This window comes from Pelagibius sp. 7325 (genome assembly GCF_037652055.1).
Classification (GTDB): Bacteria; Pseudomonadota; Alphaproteobacteria; order Kiloniellales; family Kiloniellaceae; genus Pelagibius.
This window is the reverse complement of record NZ_JBBKAH010000001.1, coordinates 335,968-356,412: the sequence shown is the minus strand read 5'-3', so window position 1 is coordinate 356,412 and position 20,445 is coordinate 335,968. Positions and strand designations below refer to the sequence as shown.

Here is a 20,445-nt window from a genome sequence, read left to right as displayed (position 1 = left end):
CTCTATCGGACTGGTACATGTGATGGGCTTCCCCGAGCTCGCTCCGCGGCCCTTAGCCTAGAGCCAGGGGCCGCATCCACGGGAAGTGAGGTTTCGGGTCAGAACGAAAAGTCACGTTTTTGGGGGAGGCTTAAGAAGTGAATCCGTATGCAACAGGAGAAGGCCATGACGAAGAAGTCACAACCTAAGAAGGCCGCCAAAACGGCCAAGACGGCGATCCAGGAGACGGGGATGAACGCAGGGATGAACGCGGGACGGCGCTCCTTCCTGAAGAACGCCGGTATCGGCGGCGCGGCGGCGGTTGCCGGTTCGACGCTGGCGGCGCCCTACGTGAAGGCGCAGAGCGGCCCGATCAAGTGGCGTCTGCAGACCTATTCAGGTGCGCCGCTGGGCGCCCACGTCATCAAGCCGCAGATCGAAGCCTTCAACAAGGCGGCGAACGGTGAGATGGAGATCGAGCTGTACTACGCCGATCAGCTGGTGCCGACCTCGGAGCTGTTCCGCGCCGTGCAGAACGGCACCATCGATGCGGTGCAGAGCGACGACGCCACCATGGCCTCGCCGGTCGACATCGCCGACTTCGGCGGCTACTTCCCGTTCTCCACCCGCTACAGCCTCGACCTGCCGGTGCTGTTCCAGCGCTATGGCCTGAACGAGATCTGGAAAGAAGCCTATGACGAGGTCGAGGGCGTCGAGTGGCTCTCCGCCGGTGCCTGGGACCCCTGCCACATCTTCACCAAGGAGCCGATCAAGTCGCTGGCCGACATGAACGGCAAGCGCGTGTTCGGCGTGCCGACGGCGGGCCGCTTTCTGGCGCGTTACGGCCTCATTCCAGTCACCGTTCCCTGGGACGACGTGGAAGTCGCGATCCAGACCGGCGAGTTGGACGGGGTCGCCTGGTGCGGCTTCACCGAGGCCTACGAGGTGGGCTGGGCCGACGTCTGCAACTACGCGCTGTTGAACAACGTGACCGGTGCGTGGTGCGGCTCCTACTTCGCCAACTCCGATTCCTGGGCCAAGGTGCCGGATCACCTGAAGGAACTGTTCCTCATCTCCATCGACCAGTCGCACTACTACCGCCAGGTCTGGTACTGGGGCGGCGAGGCGCAGCTGCGCGCCGAGGGCAACAAGATGGAGCTGACCACCATCCCGGCCGAAGAGTGGGACCAGGTGGTGAAGGACGCCGAGGGCTTCTGGGACGAGCTGGCCTCGATCTCGCCGCGCGCGGCCCGCGTGATCGAGATTTTCAAGAAGTACAACGCCACCATGGACAAGGTCGGCGTCCCCTACCGCTACTCCTGATCCTTCGGGTCAGCAGAGTGAGGGAGGGCGGCCGCCGGAGCGATCCGGCGGCCGCTCTTTTCTGTATCCCTCAGAGCCGCCGCAGCCCAGGTTAGGTTCGGTGTTTCTTCGGAGGCGCAGCGATGAATGCTCCCGTTTATATCTTCGAGCCCAATACCAAACCCTCGCTGCCCTGGCACGACGTGCCTCTGATCCGTGCCACTGACGAGACATTGGAAGGCTACGGTTGTCTGGTTGACGATCCGGAGCGCTTTCAGATCGAGATCGTGCGCTGGCCGGCGCAGGGCTGGCGCCCGGTCGACGAGGGGACCGGCGACGAGGCCGGCTGGGTTGAGGGCACCTTCTCCGGCGTCTGGAAGGGTGACGTGCTGTACGGCTCGAACGAAGCTGTCGGCGGCCACTACGTACTCGGCTGGTCCACCGACCCCCAGCAGGCGTCGGATGCGGCGGTGACGGCGCCGCGCGACCAGGTGCTGCTGTGGCACATGAACTATCACCCCGACGGCGGCCAGCTGTTCTATCCGCTCGAGCGCAAGCCCTTCATCTTCCCCGCGGCGCTGCCGGGCGACGACATCACGCCCGATAAGGTGGTCGCCTTCTGGTGCGACGGCGCGCGTGGGCTCTACATCCACCCCAACGTCTGGCACGAAGGCATTTTTCCGGTCGAGGACGCGCAACGCTTCCAGGATCGTCAGGGCCGCGTGCACGCGCGGGTCAGCTGCGACTTCGGCAAAGAGTTCGGCGTCTATCTTGCCTGCCCGCTGCGCGCCCACAAGATCCGGTCCGCCTGACGATGGGCATTGTTCTGATGGTGCTGGGCGCTGCCGTTTCGCTTGGCGCCCTCGCGTTCTGGGTCTACCTGAACGCCATGGCCGCGGCCTGGCACACCAGCAACACGACCCCGTCGATTCAGTGGCTGACCGAAGAAGCCTTCACCTTCTTCTGGCTGCCCTTCGCGGCGGGCCTCGCCATCGCCTTCACAGGCTGGAAGCGTCGCCCTCGAAGCCGGCAAGGAAGCTCTTGAGGTTGTCGCCCAGGGCGTCGCAGAGGTAGCCGCCTTCCTGGATAATTGCCGTCGGCAGGCGGAGGCTCGCAAGGCGGCGGGCGATCTCGGCGAAGCCGGGGGTGGAGACGGAGAGGCCGCCGAAGGGATCGCCCTCGAAGGCGTCGAGTCCAAGGGCCACCACCAGAGCGCCCGGCGCAAAAGCATGCACGCGCTCCAGGCCGCGGTCGAGCGCCGCCAGGAACTCGGCATCCCCCGAGCCGCGCGGCAATGGCAGGTTCATGTTATAGCCGCGACCGGCACCTTCGCCCCCTTCATGGGCGTGGCCCCAGAAGAAGGGATAGAAGCGGATCGGATCGGCATGGAGCGAGACTGTCAGCACGTCGGCTCGCTCGTAGAAGATGCCTTGGGTGCCGTTGCCGTGGTGCAGGTCGACGTCGACGATGGCGACGCGCTCGTGCTTTCGCCGCAGTAGCGTCGCGGCGACCGCCGCGTTGTTCACGAAGCAGAAGCCGCCGGCCATGTCGGCGAAGGCGTGATGCCCCGGCGGGCGGCACAGAGCATAGGCGGTCCGCGCGCCGTCCAGCACGGCCGTGGCCGCCGTGACCGCGGTATTGGCGCTCCAGTAGATCGATTCCCAGGAGTCCGCGCCGATGGGGCACGCGGTATCCGCCATGTGGAATCCGGCCTGACCGACGGCGGAGAGCGGGTAGCTCGCCTGGCGACGGTCCGGATGGATGTTGGGAATTACCTCGGCGGAGGCTCCCTCGATGCGCGCCCAGCGCTCATAGATAGTCTGGAGAAAAGTGACGTAATCCGGTCTGTGCACAGCGGCGATGGGGGCGAGCCCGTGGTCCGCCGATTCGCCGATGTCGTGGCCGCCGGAGCGGGCGGCGGCAAGGAGACGGTCGACGCGCTCGGGGACCTCCGGGTTCGGCTGCTGCGCGCCGTTCACCAGAAATCCGCGCGGATAGTGAACCTTCTGCCGTTCGGGAGCGCAATAGACCTTCATGCGCCTGATCCTCCTGCCAATTCCTTCGCAGCTTCGGCGAGTTCGATGAAGTTGTTGTCGTCCAGCACGTAAATGAGTTCCGAGGTGGAATGCTTGAGGCCGGCGCGGCGGTAGAAGCGCTGCGCGCTGACGTTATCGTCGTCGACGGAAAGCCGCAGGTAGCCGGCGCCACGGGACTGGGCGAGGGCGGCCGCCTCGGCCAGCAGACGCTGCCCGACTCCCAGCGAACGGGCCGTATCGGCGACGATCAGGTCCTGCACGTAGAGGCCACGCTGGCCGCGCCAGGTGGAATAACTGCCGAAGAAGAGGCAGAGTCCGACCGGCCTGCCGTCAATTTCCGCAATAAGGGCCTCGAAGGCGGGGTTTTCACCGAAGCCGTCGCGCTCGATGTCAGCGGCGCTGGAGACGACCTTCTCCATGGCTTCGCGCGCGCGCGCAAGCTCCACCACCAGATCATAAACCGCCGGAGCGTCCGCCTTGCTGGCCAGTCTTACCGTGATCGCGCCCATCAGAAGGCCACCCGGTCGCCGCCCTTGAGGGCGAGGATCTCGCGCACTTCACCAGGCCGGGCGATCTCATGGCCCAGTTCCTCCACAATGCGGCGGATCTTCGCCACCTGCTGGGCGTTGCTCTCGGCCAAGCGGCCGCGCCCGATGGTGAGGCTGTCCTCCAGCCCGACGCGTACGTTGCCGCCCAGGATGACTCCCAGGGTGCCGAGCGGCATCTGGTGGCGTCCCGCGGCCAGAACGGAGAAGCGGTAGGCGTCGCCCAGCAGGCGGTCGGCCGTCGCCTTCATGTGCATCAGCTGCTCCGGCGAGGCGTCGGCGCCGCCCAGCACGCCGAGCACGAACTGCAGGAAGATCGGCGGCTTGATGAGCCCCTCGGCTAGGTAGAAGGCGACGGTCTGGATGTGGCCGGTGTCGTAGCACTCGAACTCGAAGCGTGTGCCACAGCCCTCGCCCAGTTGCCGCAGCACGCCCTCGATGTCGGCAAAGGTGTTCTTGAAGACGGTATCGCGCGAAGCTTCCAGAAAGTCGGGCTCCCAACCGTGTTTCCACGTGCTGTAGCGGCGCGCCAGCGGGAAGGTGCCGAAGTTCATCGAGCCCATGTTCAGCGAGCACATCTCCGGCTGGGCTCTCAGTGGCGCGGCAAGGCGCTCGTCCAGCGTCATCTGGGCGCTGCCGCCGGTGGTGATGTTCACCACGGCGTCGCAGGCCTGTTTGATGCGCGGCAGGAAAGCCATGAAATGGTCGGGGTCGGCGGAAGGCCGGCCGTCTTCGGGATCGCGCGCATGCAGGTGGAGGATGGCCGCGCCGGCCTCGGCGGCAGCGACGGCCTGCTCGGTGATCTCGTCGGCGGTGACCGGCAGGTGCGGGCTCATGCCGGGCGTGTGGATCGATCCGGTGACCGCGCAGGTGATGATGACTTTGCTGTTCGCCCCGGTCCCGCTCACGTCGGCTGGTTCCCCTGAGGCAGGCCGGCTTCGGTGGCAAAGGCGGCAAGACTGTCGGTCAGCAGGGTCATGATCTCCTCGATCTGCGTCTCGTCGACGATCATCGGCGGGCAGACCAGGAAGTGGTCGCCCTCCAGGCCGCCGCGGGTGCGCCGCGAATAGATGATGAGGCCCTTGTCGTAGGCGATGTCGACCAGGCGGCTGTGGGCATTGAGATCCTTCGGCAGCGGCTGCATGCTCTCGCGGTCGGCGACCAGTTCGAAAGCCAGCAGCAGGCCAAGCCCCCGCACGTCGCCAATGAAGGGAAAGCGTTGCACCAGCCCGGCCAGACGGCTCTTCAGCAGGGCGCCCATGCGCGCGGCGTTGCCCATCAGGTCTTGATTCTCGATCTCCTCCAGCACCGCGAGGCCCGCCGCGCAGGCCAGCGGGTTGCCTGCATAGGTGTAGCCGTGCACGAAGCCGCCCTTATCGAGTACCGGTTCGACCAGGCGGCGGTCGGCCACCATGGCGCCCAGAGGGGCGTAGCCGGCGGCGAAGCCCTTGGACATCGCCACGATGTCGGGCCTGAGGTTCCAGTGCTCGGCGGCGAGGAAGCGCCCTGTGCGCCCGACACCGCTCATCACCTCGTCCAGGATGAGTAGGATTCCGTACTCGTCGCAGATCTCGCGCACGCGGGCGTAGTAGCTGTCGGGCGCGACCAGGGCACCGGTCGAGGCGCCGCCGACCGGCTCCATGATGAAAGCCAGCACCGTCTCCGGTCCCTGGCGCCTGATCTCGTCACGCAGCAGCTCGGCGTAGCGCAGGCCGCGCCCTTCCCAATCCAGCGAGTCTCGGTCCAGGTAGCAGGTCGGCGCCGGAATCTTCGGCATCTCGCGCATCATCGGTGCGAAGGGCGCCGTCATCGGCGCGTAGCCGGTCAGTGCCAGGGCGCCCAAGGTACCGCCGTGATAGGATGGGTAGCGCGAGATCACCTTGTAGCGGCTGCCCTGGCCGACCGCGAGGGCCCACTGGCGGGCCAGCTTCAGGCAGGACTCGACGGCTTCGGAGCCGCCGGAGACGAAGAAGACGCGGTCCAGGTGCGCGGGCATGCGCTTGGCGATGCGACGCGCCAGGGTTTCCGCCGCCTCGTTCTCGAAGTGCAAGCGGTAGGCGAAGGTCGCTTCCTCCATCTGGCGGCGCATGGCGGCCAGCACGCGCGGATTGCCGTGCCCGATGTTGGAAACCATGGCGCCGCTGGAGCCGTCGATGTAGCGCTTGCCGTCGCGGTCCCAGAAGTAGATGCCCTCGGCGCGGGCGACCACGGGACGCCGGCTGCGGGTCTGGTAGAACAGATTGGACGGCTCGCGCGCTTCGTCGCCGGACGCTTTACTGGTGGTCGCGGTAGTGGGTGTCATCTCGGTTGTGTCTCTAGGATTGCCTATTGCGGCCGTTGCAGAAGGACGATATCGCCGGCCCGCAGCTGCACGGATACCTCGTCGCCCTGGGCAAAGGGATGCCGGTCGATGGGGTTGATCGCCTGCAGACTGTGGCCGCCGACGGTGACGAAATAGCGGGCCGACTGGCCCTGATAGTCGACCGCATCGATGCGACCGGGAAGCTGCGTCGCGTCCGGATCATGGCCGCTGCCGTTGGTCAGGCGCAGCTTTTCAGCACGGATCACCAGGCGCAGGCTATCGCCGTCGCGTGGCGCTTGCGCACCCACCGTGCCGTCAGGGTCGGCCAGGATCTCGCCGAGATCCGGCACTGCCAGGCGCAGGCGGGCGCCAGTGCGGCCCAGCACACGGGCGTCCAGCAGGTTGGAGTTGCCGATGAAGCGGGCGACGAATTCGGAGCTCGGACGGGTGTAAACTTCCTCCGGGGAGGCGGCCTGCTCGATGCGGCCCTGGTTCATGACGATGATCTTATCGGACATCGCCAGGGCTTCAGACTGGTCGTGGGTAACGAAGAGGGTGGTGATGCCCAACTGGTGTTGGATCTTCTTCAGCTCGACGCGCATCTCCTCGCGCAGATTGGCGTCGAGGGCGGAGAGCGGCTCGTCGAGCAGCAGCACGTCGGGCTCGACCACAACGGCGCGGGCGAGCGCGATGCGCTGCTGCTGGCCGCCGGAGAGCTGGTTGGGAAAGCGCTCGGCCATCTGGGGCAGTTGCACCAGGTCCAGCGCGCGCTTCACGCGCTCGGCCATCTGCGCCTTCGGAACCTTGCGGTATTTGAGGCCGAAGGCGACGTTGTCGTAGACGGTCTTGTGGGGGAACAGCGCATAGTTCTGGAACACGATGCCCAGATTGCGCTTGTGAATCGGCACGTCGTTGACCCGCGCACCCTTGATCAGGATGTCACCCTCGCTGGGCTGGGCGAGGCCGGCGACCATGCGCAGGGTGGTGGTCTTGCCGCAGCCCGAGGGGCCGAGCAGAGTCACGAAGGCGCCCGGCTCCACGGCGAGGTCCATGGGCTGGACGGCGGTAAAGCTGCCGTAGCGCTTGACCACGCCGCGCAGTTCGACGACCGGCGCCGGTTCGTTCATCGGGATGACTCCAATTTTCTGTCGAAGAGGTGCGGCGGGCCGGTCAGGGGGAATGCGGCCCGCCGCTCAGTTCTCAGTAGCCCTTCTGCACGCGGCCGAACATCTTCGACCACTCGGCCTCGTTGCCATTCCAGTAGGCCGGGCTGGCAAAGGTCAGGTTGGCCAGCTTGCCGGTCGGATCGAAGGCCGGCAGGGTCGGGATCTTATCGCCGAGTTCGACCTTGGTGGGGTCGAGCGCCGGCGGGTAGTTCTGCCCCTCGGCGACGGCGATGGAGACGTCCGGCTCCAGCATGAAGTTCAAGAGTTCCTCACAGGCCTCCAGCGGGCTGCCCTCCAGCACCATGAGACACTCCTGCCAGGCGTAGCTGTTGGGCGCGTCGTAGTAGCCGATGGGATGGCCCTGCTGCTGCAGCGCCGCGATGCGCCCGGACCAGCCTTCGGTCACGTAGATCTCGCCTTCGGCCAGGAGGCTCATCAACTCCGCGCCGGAGCCCCAATATTTGAGAACGAGGTCGCGGTGTGCGCGGATGGCGTCCCACACGGCATCCATATCGTTGATGTCGTTGGGGTTCTGATCGGTCGCCAAAGCGCCGTACCAGATCCGCGTGCGCCAGTCACCCCAGCCGCCGATCTTGCCCTTGTACTTGGGGTCGATGAGGATCTTGGCGCCTTTCTCCTCCATCTCCTCCTTGGAGATCTGCTCGGTGTTGTAGGCCAGACCCGTGGTGCCGTAGTCGTAGGGTACGGCGGAGAGCTTGCCGCCGGTGACGTTGCGGAAGGGCGACATCAGCGCCGTCATCACGTACTTCAGGTTCGGGATGTTGGCCTCGTTGAGCACGACGTCATAGCCGAGGTTCACGTAGCGTGCATAGTCGAAGACGCCACTGGCATGGAAGATGTTGTATTCACCCTCCTGGCCGGCCTTCACGCGATTGAGGTATTCGTCGCCGCTGGCGAAGGTGCCGTCGATCACCGTGATGCCGGTCTTCTCCGTGTAAGGATCGAAGGCGTGCTTGCGGAAGGCCTCGGAGACCACGCCGCCCCAGCCGTCGAAGCGCACGCTCTCCGGCGTGGCGGCGAGGGCCTGTCGCTGCAGGCCTTTCAGGGGGCCACCGACGAGCCCCGCACTCAGGCTGGCGCCGCCGATCAGCGCCAGGAAGGTGCGGCGGTCGAGGTCGCCGTTGCGGAATCGTTCGAGCAGTCGTTGATAGCGAGTGGTTTCATCCATCTCCCATACCTTTCCCTGGTTTGTGGTTTGTATTCATTGGACGGTTACTTGCCTATTTGAGAGCTGCGGCCATGCGGCGGGCCAGCGCGGCGCCGATCAGCGGTATGGCGACGGTAACCACCACCATGACCGCGCCCAGCGCATTGATCTCCGGGCTGATCGAATTGCGCAGCATGGCGAAGATCTGCGTCGGGACGGTTTCGACGCCGCCCGGCTTCCAGAACAGGGTGCCGGTGATGTCGTCGAAGGAAATCGTGAAGGCGAAGATGATGCCGGCGAAGACCGCCGGCATGATCAGCGGCAGGGTCACCTCGCGAAAGGTGTGGAAGGCGTTGGCGCCCAGGCTGAGCGCGGCTTCCTCGTACTCGCGGCGCACCGCGACAAGGCGCGCCTGCACGATCAGCACCACGAAGGGCAAGGTGAAGATGACGTGGCCGAGCAGCAGCAGCGGGAAGCTCTTGGGCATTTCCAGCCAGCGCAGGAACAGCAGCAGCGCCACCGCCAGCACCACCTCCGGCACCAGGATCGGCGCGATCAGCGCGGTGGTGATGAGGCCCTTGCCGCGAAAGTCGTAGCGCACCAGGGCGAGGCTCGCCAGCACGCCGATGGTGGTCGAGGTGACGGCGGTGAGGGATCCCAGCAGCAGCGAAGTCTTGAAGGCGCGCACGATGGCGTCGTTGTTCCACAGCGCGACGAACCAGCGGAAGCTGAAGCCCTCCATCGGAAAACTGCCGAACTGGTTGGCGTTGAAGGCCAGCAGCACGACCACGGCGACCGGCAGGAACATGAAGAGGTAGACCAGCACCGTGAAGGCGCGGATCAGGCTCCAGCCGCTGAGGATGTTGCCGGTCATCGTCATCGGAAACTCTTGGCCAATTGGCCGATGCCGGCATAGCGGGTGTAAAGCATCACCACGCCACCGAGGATGACGAGCAGGGCGAGCGAGAGGGCCGAGCCGAGTGGCCAGTCGAGCTGGGTGATGATCGCCTCGAACACCAGGTTGGCGAACATGGCGTCGCGCGGCCCGCCCAGTATCATCGGGGTGATGTAGGTGCCGGCGCCGAGCACGAAGCAGAGCAGGCTGCCCGCGGCAAGACCAGGGACGGAGAGCGGCAGCGTTACCTCGCGGAAGGACTGCCAGCCGGTGGCACCCAGCGAGCGCGCCGCGTCGGTCAGGTTGGGGTCGATGCCGTCCAGGCTGACGTAGATGTTGAGGATCATGAAGGGCAGCAGGAAGTGGACTAGGCCCAGGATCACCGTGCCTTCGTTGTAGAGGATCTGTAGCGGCTCCGAGATGACGCCGATCCACATGAGGAACACGTTCAGCGCGCCGCTCACCCCCAGGATGTTGATCCACGACATGGTGCGGATGATGTAGCTGATCCAGAACGGCAGCATCAGCAGCAGGATCAGCAGCGTCTTGTGGCGCGTGGTCGAGCGCGCGATGAAATAGGCCGGCACATAGCCCAGGAGGATGCAAAGCGCAGTGGAGACGGCGGCGATGCGTAGGGTCTGGAACAGGATGTCGCGGTAGAAGCGGTCGGTCAGCACCTCGATCCAGTTGTCGAGGTAGAAGCCGGGCTGCTCGCCCCCGGCGGCGGTGCGCAGCCAGAAGGAATAGACGGCGATGAAGCAGACCGGCACGGCCAGCAGCAGGGTCACCGAGGCAAGCGCCGGCGACAGGAGCATCCACGGACGCGCACCCGGCGCCTCGGCGTCGCTTGCTGCCATTTTTCCCTTTTAAGCCTCTCTGATCCCCGGCTTTGTCGCCCGCGGGGTTGCCGCTTGATCGCGGATGTCCGGGGCAGTCTTCTCCTTCGCCCTTTATTGTGCAAATAGATAAGGCCTATACTGGTCATAGATTTGATCTATGAGGGGATGTTTGGGACCCGCGATGAAACCCTCCGGGCAAAAGGACAGCGGTGACCGCCTGGCACGCGAGCTGGACTGGAATCTGCTGCGCACGTTCATGGTGGTGGTGCAGGAAGGCAGCGTGACGGGGGCCGCCAGACGGCTCTACCTGCGCCAGCCGACGGTCAGCCATGCCCTGAAGCGGCTGGAAACCCGCCTCGGTAAGCGGCTCATCGAGCGCGGCCCGGCGACCTTCCGGGTGACCCCCGCGGGCGACGTGCTGTACCGCGAGTGCGTTGAGATCTACGGCAACGTCGCCCGGGTGGCGGTGCTGACCCGCGACATCCGGGACGAGATCACCGGTCATGTGCGCATCGCCATGGCCAGCCATGTGGTGTCGCCGATCTACGACGAGGTGCTGGCCGCCTTCCATGTCGCCAACCCCAAGGCGACCTACGAGATCGACGTGGAGACCTCCGCCGAGGTGACTCGGGCGGTGCTGGAGAAGTCGGCCAGCTTCGGGCTCTGCCTGGTGCACAAGCGCTCGCCGCGGCTGGAGTACAAGATGATCTACCGCGAGTACTTCGGCTTCTTTTGTGGACCCTCACACCCGCTGTTCGGCAGGAACGGCCTGACGCTGGAGGATCTGAAGGGCTACCCCGCGGTTTCCTTCAAGACCGACCAGTTGGCCGACGCCCTCAGGCCCGTCGCCCTGTTGCGCGCCCAGCATGACATCGATGACGTGGTGGTCGGCCACTCCTCCCACCTGGAGGAGGTGCGGCGTATGATCATCGCCGGGCTCGGCATCGGCCCCCTGCCGATCCACGTGGTGGCGCGGGATCTGCGCGACGGCCTGCTGTGGCGGTTGCCGCCCTACGAGGCACCGCCGGCGATCGACATCTATCTCGTGTGGAACCCGCACACCCACCTGAACAGGGCGGAGGAGGGGCTGCTGGCCGCCCTCCGCGACGCGATCGACGCCAAGCCGCTGAGCGACCGCATCTACGGCTAGTCGGACCTGGCCTTCCAATGGTGGCTGCATCGGGCCGCATCGGTTGCGGGCGCTGGTCTCTGGCGCAGCATAAGGTCCTTATGCCATGTGATCGCGATGCGGCAGACGACCGATTCATAAACCAATCTGTAAATTGGTCAAAACAGTCTCGCGTGACCGGCCGGTTTCTGTAACACTGGACTCTCTCCGCGTCCTTCGCTGCAAGGCGAAGGCCACAAGGAGGCAACACGCAGGGCGCAAGTCCCTGGCAGAAAAACAAAAACGAGGAGGAGAAGCGACCGTGAGGAAATCGGCCCTATTTTTCGCCGCCGCACTGTTGAGCACGTCGGCCGGCGCGGCCAGCGCCCAGACCGACATCGCCTGGGGTGGCTCAAATCCCGGCGGCGTCATGTACTACATGGTCGGCGTCGCCGGCACCGAGATCGGCAAGGAACTGCCGGACGTCAACATCACCCAGGTGACCACCGGCGGCTCCACCGAAAACGCCAAGCGCCTCATCAAGGGCGAACTCGACATGGGCATCGTCTACGGCTCCCACGTCTATATGTCGTTGCAGCAGAGCGGCCCCTTCGAAAGCGGCGACAAGGGCACCATGCTGCGCGGCGTCGCCATGGCCTACCAGGGCCCGACCTACTTCGTGACTCTGGGAGACAGCGGCATCGAGACGCTGGCGGATCTGGCAGGCAAGAAGGTGGCGCTCGGCCCGCCGGGATCGGGCACGGTGTTCAACTGTTCCAACATCCTGGGCGCCCTCGACCTGCTCGACAAGGTCGAGCCGTCGATGATGACCTTCGCCGATGCCGGCCGCGCGCTGGGCAACGGCCAGATCGACGCTTTCTGCCAGTCTTCAGCGCCGGCTGCGGCGGTGACCGAACTGGCGGAGACCCGCGAGATTGCTGTGCTGCCTTATGAGGACGGCCAGCTCGCCAAGATTCGCGAGGTCTATCCCTTCTACGCCGACGGCACCATGCCGGAGACCATGTACAAGGGCGTGCCGGCGACCGAGATGCCTTATACGACGGTCTATTGGGTGGCGCACGAGCGCGTGCCCGCCGACATCGTCGAGAAGGTGGTGGCGATCGCCTACGCCAAGCAGGAGGCGCTGGCCCAGGGCCACAAGGCCTGGGCGCAGATGAAGCCCGACGTCGCCAACTTCCAGGCGCTCGGTGCGCCCATGCATCCCGGCGCCGAGGCCTATTACAAGTCGAAGGGCCAGTGGCCTAACTGAGGTCTGACGGCAGCGGCCCCGCCCGGCGGCAGACCGGGCGGGGCCGTTCGCCTTTCCGGAAAGAAACCCGCTGATGTTCGACGCCGCCTGGCTGCTCCGGGTCGAGGGATCGCGCCGCACCCTCACGGGCCTCTATGCCCTGGCCTTCAACCTCGTGGCCATTGGCTTCTCCGGCTTCTACCTCTACACCTCCGGCTTCGGGCTGGTCTCGACCCAGAGCAACCGCGGCATCTACCTGATGCTGACCTCGGTGCTGGTCTTCCTGCTGTATCCTGCGCGCAAGGGCGCGCCGACGCACCGCCCCAGCGTCGTCGACCTCATCTTGATCGTGCTGACCGTGGTCACCATCGGGTACTGGATCGACCAGTACGTCAGCTATGCCATGTTCCGAGTTTCCTCGCCCAGTCAGACCGACCTGGCGATGGGCGCTGTCGCCATTCTCATCATGCTGGAGACCAGCCGGCGCGCCCTGGGCCCGACGATCTCCATCATCGCGGTGATCTTTCTGCTGCAACTCTACTACGGCAGCTACCTGCCCGGGCGCCTCTCGCATCCCGGTATGTCGGTGGAGCGTATTCTCGAGTTCACCTACTCGACGCAGGAGGCGCTGTTCGGTGTGGTGACCGCGACCTTCGCGACCTTCGTGTTTCCTTTCATGATCTTCGGCGCTTTCCTGGAGCGCTCGGGCGCCGGAAATTTCTTCATGAACCTCGGCACCGCCGTCGCCGGACAGTGGCGCGGCGGACCTGCCAAGGTCGCGGTGCTGACCTCGGCGCTGTTCGGGTCGATCTCGGGCTCCTCGGTCGCCAACGTGGTCACCACCGGCTCCTTCACCATTCCGCTGATGAAGCGCACGGGCTTCCGCCCGCACGACGCCGGCGCCATCGAAGCCATCGCTTCGACCGGCGGCCAGTTCATGCCCCCGGTGATGGGGGCCGGCGTCTTCATTCTGGCGACGCTGACCGAGACCAGCTATCTCACCATCGCCCTGATGAACGTCATTCCGGCGTGCGTGTTCTTCCTCTTCCTGCTGTCGATGGTCGATCTGGAGGCGGTGCGCCTGGGCCTGAAAGGCCTGCCGGCGGAGGACATCCCGAGCGTAGGGAAGGTGCTGGCGGAGGGCTGGCACTTCATCCTGCCGCTGGTGGTGGTCATCGGCCTGCTGTTTAGCGGCTACTCGCCGGAGTTCTGCGCCTTCTGGGGCACGGTCTCGGCTGCCGTGCTGTCGTGGCGCCGCAAGGAAACCCGCATGGGCCCGGCGGACATCGCCAAGGGCCTGGTCGGCGGAGCTCAAAGCAACGCTTCGGCGGGCGCGGCGATCGGGACCCTTGGCATCATCATCGGCGGCATCGTGCTGGCCGGCCTGGGCCTCAAGTTCTCCGCCGTGCTGATCGACTTCTCCCAGGGCAACCTCTTCATCGCGCTCTGCCTGGTGACCCTGGTCTCCATCATCATCGGCATGGGCTCGTCGACCACCGGCTCCTACATCATCCTCTCGGTGGTGGCGGCGCCGGCGCTGATCCAGCTGGGTGTGCCGACGGTGGCAGCGCACCTCGCGGTGTTCTATGCCGCCTGCCTTTCCAACATCACGCCACCGGTCTGCGTCTCCGCCTTCGCCGGGGCGGCCATCGCCGGCGCGCCGCCGATGAAGACCGGCTTCGCCGCCTTGAAGTACGGCGCCACCCTGGTGCTCATGCCGTTCAGCTTCGCCTACGTGCCGGAGCTGTTGCTCCAGGGAACCTGGATCGAGATCACCTACACCACCGTGCTCTACGCCAGCGGCTGCGTGCTGCTGGCGGTGGCGATCCAGGGGATGGTGCCGACCGGGCGCCGGGCGACGCCGGTGCAGCGCGCGCTGTTCGGCTGCGGCGGCGCGGCCTTCATGTTCCCGGCGACCATCTGGGTCGATCTCGCGGGCCTGGCGGCGGTGCTTGCCGCCGTTGCCCTGCTGCGCTTCACTCCGACGCCGGCTGGCCGTTTTCGGACCTGATCATCGACGGTCGCTCGCCCGGCGAAACGGCCGGTGCTAGAGTTCGATCATGCTTGATTTCGACACCTGCGAGGCAGCCCGCCGGCGGCGCGACCCAGCCTTTGACGGCCGTTTCTTCATCGCGGTAAAGACCACGGGAATCTATTGCCGCCCGGTCTGCCCGGTGAAGCAGCCGCTGACCCGCAACGTCAGCTATTTTCCCAGCGCCGCGGCGGCGGAGCGCGCCGGCTACCGGCCCTGTCTGCGCTGCCGGCCGGAAACCGCGCCCTTTTGTCCGGCCTGGAAGGGGTCCCAGGTGACGGTGGAACGTGCCCTGCAGTTGATCCGCGCCGGCGCCCTCGACGGTGGCGGTGTCGAGCATCTCGCCGACCGCCTGGGTGTCGGTCCGCGCCACCTCTCCCGCCTCTTCGAGCGCCACGTCGGCGCCTCGCCCCTGCAGACGGCGAAGACTTTGCGCATCCAGCGCGCCAAGCGCCTGCTGAACGAGACGGACCTGCCGATGGCGGAGATCGCCGTGCGTGCGAGCTTCGGCAGCGTCCGGCGCTTCAATGCGGCCTTCACCGAACTTTATGGAAGCCCGCCCTCGGCACTGCGCAGGCAAGGATCGAAGGGGATCGCCGGTGGCTGAGCCCGCTCTAGCCTACACCTACATGGCTACGCCGATCGGCCGCCTGCTGCTTGCCGGTACCGAAGAGGCGCTGCACTACTTGAGCTTTCCCTCCGGCCACAAGGCCTTCGGGCCGAAGCAGGGATGGCATCGCTCCGAAACGCCATTCGGGGAGGCGAAGCGCCAACTCGCAGAGTACTTCGCCGGAGAACGGCGCTCCTTCGACCTGCCGCTGGTGCTGACCGGCACGGCATTCCAGAAGCGGGTGTGGAATACCCTGAGATCGATCCCTTTCGGCGAGACGCGCAGCTACGGCTGGCTGGCGGCTGAGATCGACCGTCCCACGGCCAGTCGTGCTGTCGGCGCGGCCAATGGCGCCAATCCGATCCCCGTCATCGTTCCCTGCCACCGCGTCATTGGATCGAACGGCGCGCTCACCGGCTTCGGCGGTGGCATCGAGACCAAGCAGTTCTTGCTCGGGCACGAGGGGGTGTCCGTGCCCTAGCGCCGGCGTTCCAGCAGCGCCTGGATCGCATCGACCAGCTGCAGTTGGCCCGCCCAGCCGACACCTTCGGGCGTGATGTGGGAGAAGCCATCGATGAGAAACAGCTCGCTGCCCGGAACCGCGCGGGCCAGCGCCATGCTCTGCGAATAGGGGATCAGCGGGTCACTGCGCCCGTGCACCAGGATGAGACTGCGGTTGAGGCGCGAAAGGTCGCGCCCGCGCAGCGACAGCGCCTGCATCTGCGCCTTCACCGCCGCCGGCAAGGACTCGATAAGGGCAGGCACGCGGTAGGGATCGCGGTTGGTGATCAGGGCCAGCAGCGCGCGTCCATCCGGGCTCAGTTCGTCAGCGAGCGCCTCGACGTCCGGATCGCAGCGGGTGAAGCATTCTTCGCCCACCGCCTCCAGCCTGCGGCGGTCTCGCGCGTTGCTCAGCACGCCGGCGTTGCTCGCCAGGAAGATCCACTTCGCCGATTCCAAGGGGCTTCCGCTCTCCCAGCGACGACCGCCCGGCAGGCGGAACTGCCCGGTGGTGGCGAAGGTGACCACCGCCTCGGTGTCGTAATAGCCGCCGATACCGACCAGGAAGTCGGGCGCCGAGTCCGCTTCCACTTCGAGAGCGCCCAGGACGGCCAGGCCGACGGCATAGGAAATCGCGACGACCGCGACGGGAGGCTCCGCTTCTTCCCGGCGCAAATGGCGCAGTGCGTCGGCGATCGTCGTCGAATCCTCGAGACGCACGCGCAATGCCCGCGAACCAGGCACCTCCGGGACCATCACGCGGAAGCGCGCGCGCGCGAGCGAGCGTGCCAGATCGACCACCCTCGCGTCGTTCTTGCCCGCTCGGGTAAACCCCGGCACCAGGACCAGGGTGCCGCCCGCCGGCTGGTTGGGCTCGTAGAGATCGGCGATGTTCTCGCGCCCCTCGATGCTGTAGCGCAGGGTGGTGCGGCTGGGTGAGGGGGTCGTCTCTTTGAGCTCTGACGGCCCGCCGGCCGCGTCGATGTCCTGCAGCAAACGCGTCGCCTCCCAGCTTTCCGCAGTGACGCAGCCGGTGGCCATCAAGAGGAGCAGCAGGACGGTCGCGCGGGCGAGGCACGAGTATTTGTTGGTGAAGTGCATGCGGCATCCATCACGCCAGAGGCGCGGCGTTCTGTCGAGTCTCCACGGCGGCGGCTTTTTCGTGCTAGAAGGGACACCAAGAGAGAAATGGACGGAATGCACCGCAGGGACAGAGAGCATGAAGACCAAGGCAGCGGTATTGCACGAGATCGGCCGGCCCCGGCCCTACGCGGAGACGCGGCCCCTGCTGATCGAGGAACTGGACCTCGACCCGCCGGATGAGGGCGAGGTGCTGGTGCGCATCGGCGCCGCCGGGCTCTGCCATTCCGACCTCTCGGTGGTCAATGGCAACCGCCCGCGCCCTGTGCCTATGGCGCTCGGCCACGAAGCTGCCGGGGAGGTGGTCGAGGTCGGCCGCGGCGTCACCGACCTCGCGCCCGGCGACCACGTGGTGATGATCTTCGTGCCGAGCTGTGGCCACTGTCTGCCCTGCATGGAGGGCCGCCCGGCGCTTTGCGAGCCTGGCGCCCAATCGAACGGCGCCGGTACCCTGCTGTCGGGCCAGCGTCGCCTGCACCTGGAAGGCGCCGAGGTCCACCACCACATGGGCGTCTCGGCCTTTGCCGAGTACGCCGTCTGCGCAAGGCCCTCCCTGGTGAAGATCGACCCGGAGCTGCCGCTGACCGAAGCCGCGCTCTTTGGCTGCGCGGTGCTGACCGGCGTCGGCGCGGTGGTGAATACCGCGAAGGTGGTGCCGGGCAGCTCGGTCGCCGTGGTCGGCCTCGGCGGCGTCGGCCTGAATGCCCTCCTGGGCGCGCGCCTCGCCGGGGCGGAGCGCATCGTGGCCGTCGACGTGCTGGACGACAAGCTGGCGCTGGCCCGCCAGCTCGGCGCGACCGATACCTTCAACGCGGCCGATCCCGATGCCGTCGCGGCGATTCGCGAGGCCACCAAAGGCGGTGTCGACTACGCCTTCGAGATGGCCGGCTCGGTGAAGGCGATGGACCTCTGCTATCGCGTCACCAAACGCGGCGGCACCACCGTGACCGCGGGCCTCTCGCACCCCGATCATAAGTTCGAGGTGCAGCATGTCAGCCTTGTCGCCGAAGAGCGCACGGTGAAAGGCAGCTACATCGGCAGCTGCGTGCCCCTGCGCGACGTGCCGCGCTACATCGCGCTCTACCGCCAGGGCAAGCTCCCGGTGGACCGACTGATGAGCGCGCAGCTCACTCTGGAGCAGATCAACGAAGGTTTCGACCGCCTGGCCGAGGGCCACACGGTACGTCAGGTTATCGTGCCCTAAAGCCTTTTCCTTACGTCTGGGGCCTGCCGTAGTTCGCCAATGCCACCTCGACGTTGGCGACGAAGGTGGTGGTGGCGTTGCGCTGGGTCTGGCCGGCGCGTGATACCGCGAAGATGGTGAACTCAGTCAGCGGCTCGGCCGGCAGCACCGCCATCGAGGGCATCTTGAAGGCCGCCGCCGTGTAGTTGTCGACCACCACGCACTTGCGCAGCTGCGTGGCCAGGCCGGTCATCACCAGCAGCGAGTTGGCGGTGATGTTGCCGCGCGGCGGCACGCCGGCACGCTCCAGCGCATCTTCCAGCAGGGCGCCGATCGGTCGGCGCGGCATCTTCACCCAGTTGCCCTGCTCGCGCAGGCTGGCAAGCGGGAAGCACCCGTTACCCGAGAGCGGGTGCTCCCGCGGCACCAGGCAGACGAAGTGGCCTTTACCGATCGGCTGGAAGGTGAGGCCGCTTTCCGGCGGGATCGCGCCGGCAGCGAGGCCGACATCGACGCGACCGTCCTTGAGGGCGCGGATCTGCACGTCGGCGGCACCGGCGTCGAGGGTGAGGTTTAGGCCGGGCAGGGTCTTCAGCGTCGCCTCGACCGCCTTGGGCAGGATCTCCGGGGCCAGCAGGCCGATGGTCATCACCGACAGCGGCTGGCCCTCGCCGCGCCTGAGCGCGCGGATGGTGGCGTCGACCTTGGCGACGCCCTCGCTGAGGAACATGCACTCGGTATAGAGGACCTCCGCCTCGGCGGTCGGGATGATGCGGCCCTTATCGAGCTCGAAGAGCTTCATGCCGATGGCCGCCTCGAAGTCGCGCAGATGACGACTGACGGTCGGCTGCGACAACTTCAGCCGGCGGGCGGCGGCGCTGACCGACATCTCCTCGTAGACGGACTTGAACACTTCCAGCCGCTGTAGGGTGAGGTTGCTCATCGCCGCTGCCCAAATCAACTCGTAGATGATCATAGCAAAAAGCTATGGAATGCGAAATATTTTTGCATTTCGCCGATAGGTGCGATGTGGTCCCCTTGGTCCAACAAGGAAGCCCTGGAAACAGGGTTCGGGGGCGTTACGCACGTGCAACTCGTTGTCATACTGTCGTTTTTGATGGTGACCCTGCTCGCCGGGGGCGCCATCGCCTATATTATCGGTGCCTCGGCGGTGCTGAGCTTCGCGATAAGCGGCAACACGCTCTACCTGGCAGCCCTGCCGCAGCGGCTCTATGGCCAGCTCGACGTCTTCGCCTTTCTCGCCATGCCGTTGTTCATCTTCGCCGGCGACCTGATGAACCACGGCGGGCTTGCCCGCGCCCTCATCGACTTCTCAATGTCCCTGATCGGGCGCCTGAAAGGCGGCCTCGGCCATGTGAACGTCCTAACCAGCGTGTTCTTCGCCGGGGTTAGCGGCTCGGCGGTCTCCGACGCGGCGGCGCTGGGCACCGCCCTGGTGCCGGAAATGACGCGCCGCGGCTACCCGCTGGACTACGCGGCGGCGATTACCGGCGCTTCGTCGATCATCGGTCCGATCATCCCGCCCAGCGTCATCCTGATCTTCTACGGCGCCCTGATGGAGACCTCGGTCTCCGCGCTCTTCGCCGCCGGCATTGTGCCCGGCCTGCTGCTGGCCGGCGTGCTGATGGCGATGAACGCCTTCTATGCCTACCGTGACAACCATCCCGGCGGCAAAGCGGACGAATTGCCGCGTATCGTCCCGTCCTTCCTGAAGGCGCTGCCGGCGCTTACCCTACCAGTCATCATTCTCGGCGGCACCCTCTTCGGAGTCATGACCCCGGCTGAAGCGGCGGCCGTCGCGGTGGCTGCGGCCCTGATCGTCGGTATCGCCTACCGCGAGATGACCTGGCAGAAGCTCATGGGCAGCCTGACGCGGACGGCCGTCCTGCTGGGTGCGCTGTTCATCATCCTCTGTGCCATCTCAAGCTTCAGCTATCTGGCGGCGCTGGAGCAGTGGCCGCAGAAGATCGCGGCCCAGGTGAACGAATGGGGCCTCAGCCCCTTTCAGTACCTCATGCTGATCAACGTCATCTTCCTGGGCGCCGGCATGGTGATGGACGTGAAGGCGGCAGTGGCGCTCTTTGCGCCGATCTTCGTGCCGGTTGCCCTGCAGCTCGGCATCGATCCCGTGCACCTGGGCATCGTCATCTGCTTCAACATCACCATCGGCCTGCTGTCGCCGCCGCTGGGTGGCGTGCTGCTGATTCTCGCCACTACGGTGAACATGAATTACTGGCGCCTCATTCGCGCGACCTTTCCCTTTTTCCTTGCCGAGCTGTTGCTGCTGATGGTGCTGACGCTGTTCCCCGGGCTCAGCACCGCACTGCCCACCGCGCTTGGTTTGATGTGATGCACTCCCAGAAGAAGAA

The 20,445-nt window shown here is 66.1% G+C and carries 20 protein-coding genes; 10 read left to right on the top strand and 10 right to left on the bottom strand.

All coding sequences use genetic code 11. From position 1 onward, the window contains the following. The first annotated feature begins 165 nt into the window (after positions 1 to 165). The 3 genes from WDC82_RS01610 to WDC82_RS01600 all read left to right on the top strand — a co-directional run bounded on the left by WDC82_RS01610 (position 166) and on the right by WDC82_RS01600 (position 2,326). On the top strand, positions 166 to 1,302 hold the full coding sequence (locus WDC82_RS01610; RefSeq protein WP_340115499.1) for a TRAP transporter substrate-binding protein: 1,137 nt from the start codon (positions 166 to 168) through the stop codon (positions 1,300 to 1,302). 122 nt (positions 1,303 to 1,424) lie between these two features. Further along, entirely contained in the window at positions 1,425 to 2,093 is a 669-nt protein-coding gene (locus WDC82_RS01605) for an ureidoglycolate lyase (protein ID WP_340115498.1), read from the top strand. Between the two features lie 2 nt (positions 2,094 to 2,095). After that, complete coding sequence (locus WDC82_RS01600) at positions 2,096 to 2,326, top strand: hypothetical protein (RefSeq protein ID WP_340115497.1); 231 nt, start codon at positions 2,096 to 2,098, stop codon at positions 2,324 to 2,326. Here the strand turns inward: WDC82_RS01600 and WDC82_RS01595 are convergent. From WDC82_RS01595 to WDC82_RS01560, 8 genes are all read right to left on the bottom strand, one after another. After that, on the bottom strand, positions 2,280 to 3,317 hold the full coding sequence (locus tag WDC82_RS01595) for a histone deacetylase family protein (protein ID WP_340115496.1): 1,038 nt from the start codon (positions 3,315 to 3,317) through the stop codon (positions 2,280 to 2,282). The two genes, WDC82_RS01600 and WDC82_RS01595, sit on opposite strands and share 47 nt — an antisense overlap. Beyond that, entirely contained in the window at positions 3,314 to 3,826 is a 513-nt protein-coding gene (locus tag WDC82_RS01590; RefSeq protein WP_340115495.1) for a GNAT family N-acetyltransferase, read from the bottom strand. The genes WDC82_RS01595 and WDC82_RS01590 overlap by 4 nt, the downstream gene beginning before the upstream one ends. Then, positions 3,826 to 4,770, bottom strand: a complete 945-nt coding sequence (locus WDC82_RS01585; protein WP_340115494.1) for a 3-keto-5-aminohexanoate cleavage protein — start codon at positions 4,768 to 4,770, stop codon at positions 3,826 to 3,828. The genes WDC82_RS01590 and WDC82_RS01585 overlap by 1 nt, the downstream gene beginning before the upstream one ends. Next, on the bottom strand, positions 4,767 to 6,164 hold the full coding sequence (locus tag WDC82_RS01580; RefSeq protein ID WP_340115493.1) for an aspartate aminotransferase family protein: 1,398 nt from the start codon (positions 6,162 to 6,164) through the stop codon (positions 4,767 to 4,769). Before WDC82_RS01580 ends, WDC82_RS01585 begins: the two co-directional genes overlap by 4 nt. Before the next feature lie 23 nt (positions 6,165 to 6,187). Continuing rightward, positions 6,188 to 7,291 carry an ABC transporter ATP-binding protein gene (locus tag WDC82_RS01575; RefSeq protein WP_340115492.1) on the bottom strand — a complete coding sequence of 368 codons (1,104 nt, stop codon included), beginning with the start codon at positions 7,289 to 7,291 and terminating at the stop codon, positions 6,188 to 6,190. A gap of 73 nt (positions 7,292 to 7,364) precedes the next feature. Beyond that, positions 7,365 to 8,519, bottom strand: a complete 1,155-nt coding sequence (locus WDC82_RS01570) for an extracellular solute-binding protein (protein ID WP_340115491.1) — start codon at positions 8,517 to 8,519, stop codon at positions 7,365 to 7,367. A 52-nt stretch (positions 8,520 to 8,571) separates the two neighbouring features. Then, positions 8,572 to 9,378: an ABC transporter permease gene (locus WDC82_RS01565; protein ID WP_340115490.1), complete on the bottom strand. Its 807-nt coding sequence runs from the start codon at positions 9,376 to 9,378 to the stop codon at positions 8,572 to 8,574. After that, on the bottom strand, positions 9,375 to 10,250 hold the full coding sequence (locus WDC82_RS01560; protein WP_340115489.1) for an ABC transporter permease: 876 nt from the start codon (positions 10,248 to 10,250) through the stop codon (positions 9,375 to 9,377). Before WDC82_RS01560 ends, WDC82_RS01565 begins: the two co-directional genes overlap by 4 nt. 163 nt (positions 10,251 to 10,413) lie before the next feature. Here WDC82_RS01560 and WDC82_RS01555 point away from each other — a divergent pair, with 163 nt between their 5' ends. The 5 genes from WDC82_RS01555 (at position 10,414) to WDC82_RS01535 (ending at position 15,712) form a co-directional block, all read left to right on the top strand. Continuing rightward, positions 10,414 to 11,382: a LysR family transcriptional regulator gene (locus tag WDC82_RS01555; protein WP_340115488.1), complete on the top strand. Its 969-nt coding sequence runs from the start codon at positions 10,414 to 10,416 to the stop codon at positions 11,380 to 11,382. Positions 11,383 to 11,662: 280 nt separating this feature from the next. After that, a complete protein-coding gene (locus WDC82_RS01550) occupies positions 11,663 to 12,610 on the top strand; it encodes a TAXI family TRAP transporter solute-binding subunit (protein ID WP_340115487.1) in 948 nt (315 codons plus the stop codon). A 73-nt stretch (positions 12,611 to 12,683) separates the two neighbouring features. Next, positions 12,684 to 14,600 carry a TRAP transporter fused permease subunit gene (locus tag WDC82_RS01545; protein ID WP_340115486.1) on the top strand — a complete coding sequence of 639 codons (1,917 nt, stop codon included), beginning with the start codon at positions 12,684 to 12,686 and terminating at the stop codon, positions 14,598 to 14,600. A 49-nt stretch (positions 14,601 to 14,649) separates the two neighbouring features. Further along, entirely contained in the window at positions 14,650 to 15,228 is a 579-nt protein-coding gene (locus WDC82_RS01540) for an Ada metal-binding domain-containing protein (RefSeq protein WP_340115485.1), read from the top strand. After that, positions 15,221 to 15,712: a methylated-DNA--[protein]-cysteine S-methyltransferase gene (locus WDC82_RS01535; RefSeq protein ID WP_340115484.1), complete on the top strand. Its 492-nt coding sequence runs from the start codon at positions 15,221 to 15,223 to the stop codon at positions 15,710 to 15,712. The genes WDC82_RS01540 and WDC82_RS01535 overlap by 8 nt, the downstream gene beginning before the upstream one ends. On the opposite strand, the gene WDC82_RS01530 is transcribed toward WDC82_RS01535, so the two are convergent. After that, the gene (locus WDC82_RS01530) at positions 15,709 to 16,833 is read right to left on the bottom strand and encodes an alpha/beta hydrolase (RefSeq protein ID WP_340115483.1); all 1,125 of its coding nucleotides are present in this window, start codon (positions 16,831 to 16,833) and stop codon (positions 15,709 to 15,711) included. The two genes, WDC82_RS01535 and WDC82_RS01530, sit on opposite strands and share 4 nt — an antisense overlap. Positions 16,834 to 16,951: 118 nt before the next feature. Between WDC82_RS01530 and WDC82_RS01525 the strand changes: the two genes are divergently transcribed. Beyond that, on the top strand, positions 16,952 to 18,076 hold the full coding sequence (locus tag WDC82_RS01525; RefSeq protein WP_340115482.1) for a zinc-dependent alcohol dehydrogenase family protein: 1,125 nt from the start codon (positions 16,952 to 16,954) through the stop codon (positions 18,074 to 18,076). Between the two features lie 10 nt (positions 18,077 to 18,086). On the opposite strand, the gene WDC82_RS01520 is transcribed toward WDC82_RS01525, so the two are convergent. Further along, positions 18,087 to 18,998 carry a LysR family transcriptional regulator gene (locus WDC82_RS01520; protein ID WP_340115481.1) on the bottom strand — a complete coding sequence of 304 codons (912 nt, stop codon included), beginning with the start codon at positions 18,996 to 18,998 and terminating at the stop codon, positions 18,087 to 18,089. Between the two features lie 144 nt (positions 18,999 to 19,142). Here WDC82_RS01520 and WDC82_RS01515 point away from each other — a divergent pair, with 144 nt between their 5' ends. After that, on the top strand, positions 19,143 to 20,426 hold the full coding sequence (locus WDC82_RS01515) for a TRAP transporter large permease (RefSeq protein WP_340115480.1): 1,284 nt from the start codon (positions 19,143 to 19,145) through the stop codon (positions 20,424 to 20,426). The last annotated feature ends 19 nt before the right edge of the window (positions 20,427 to 20,445 follow it).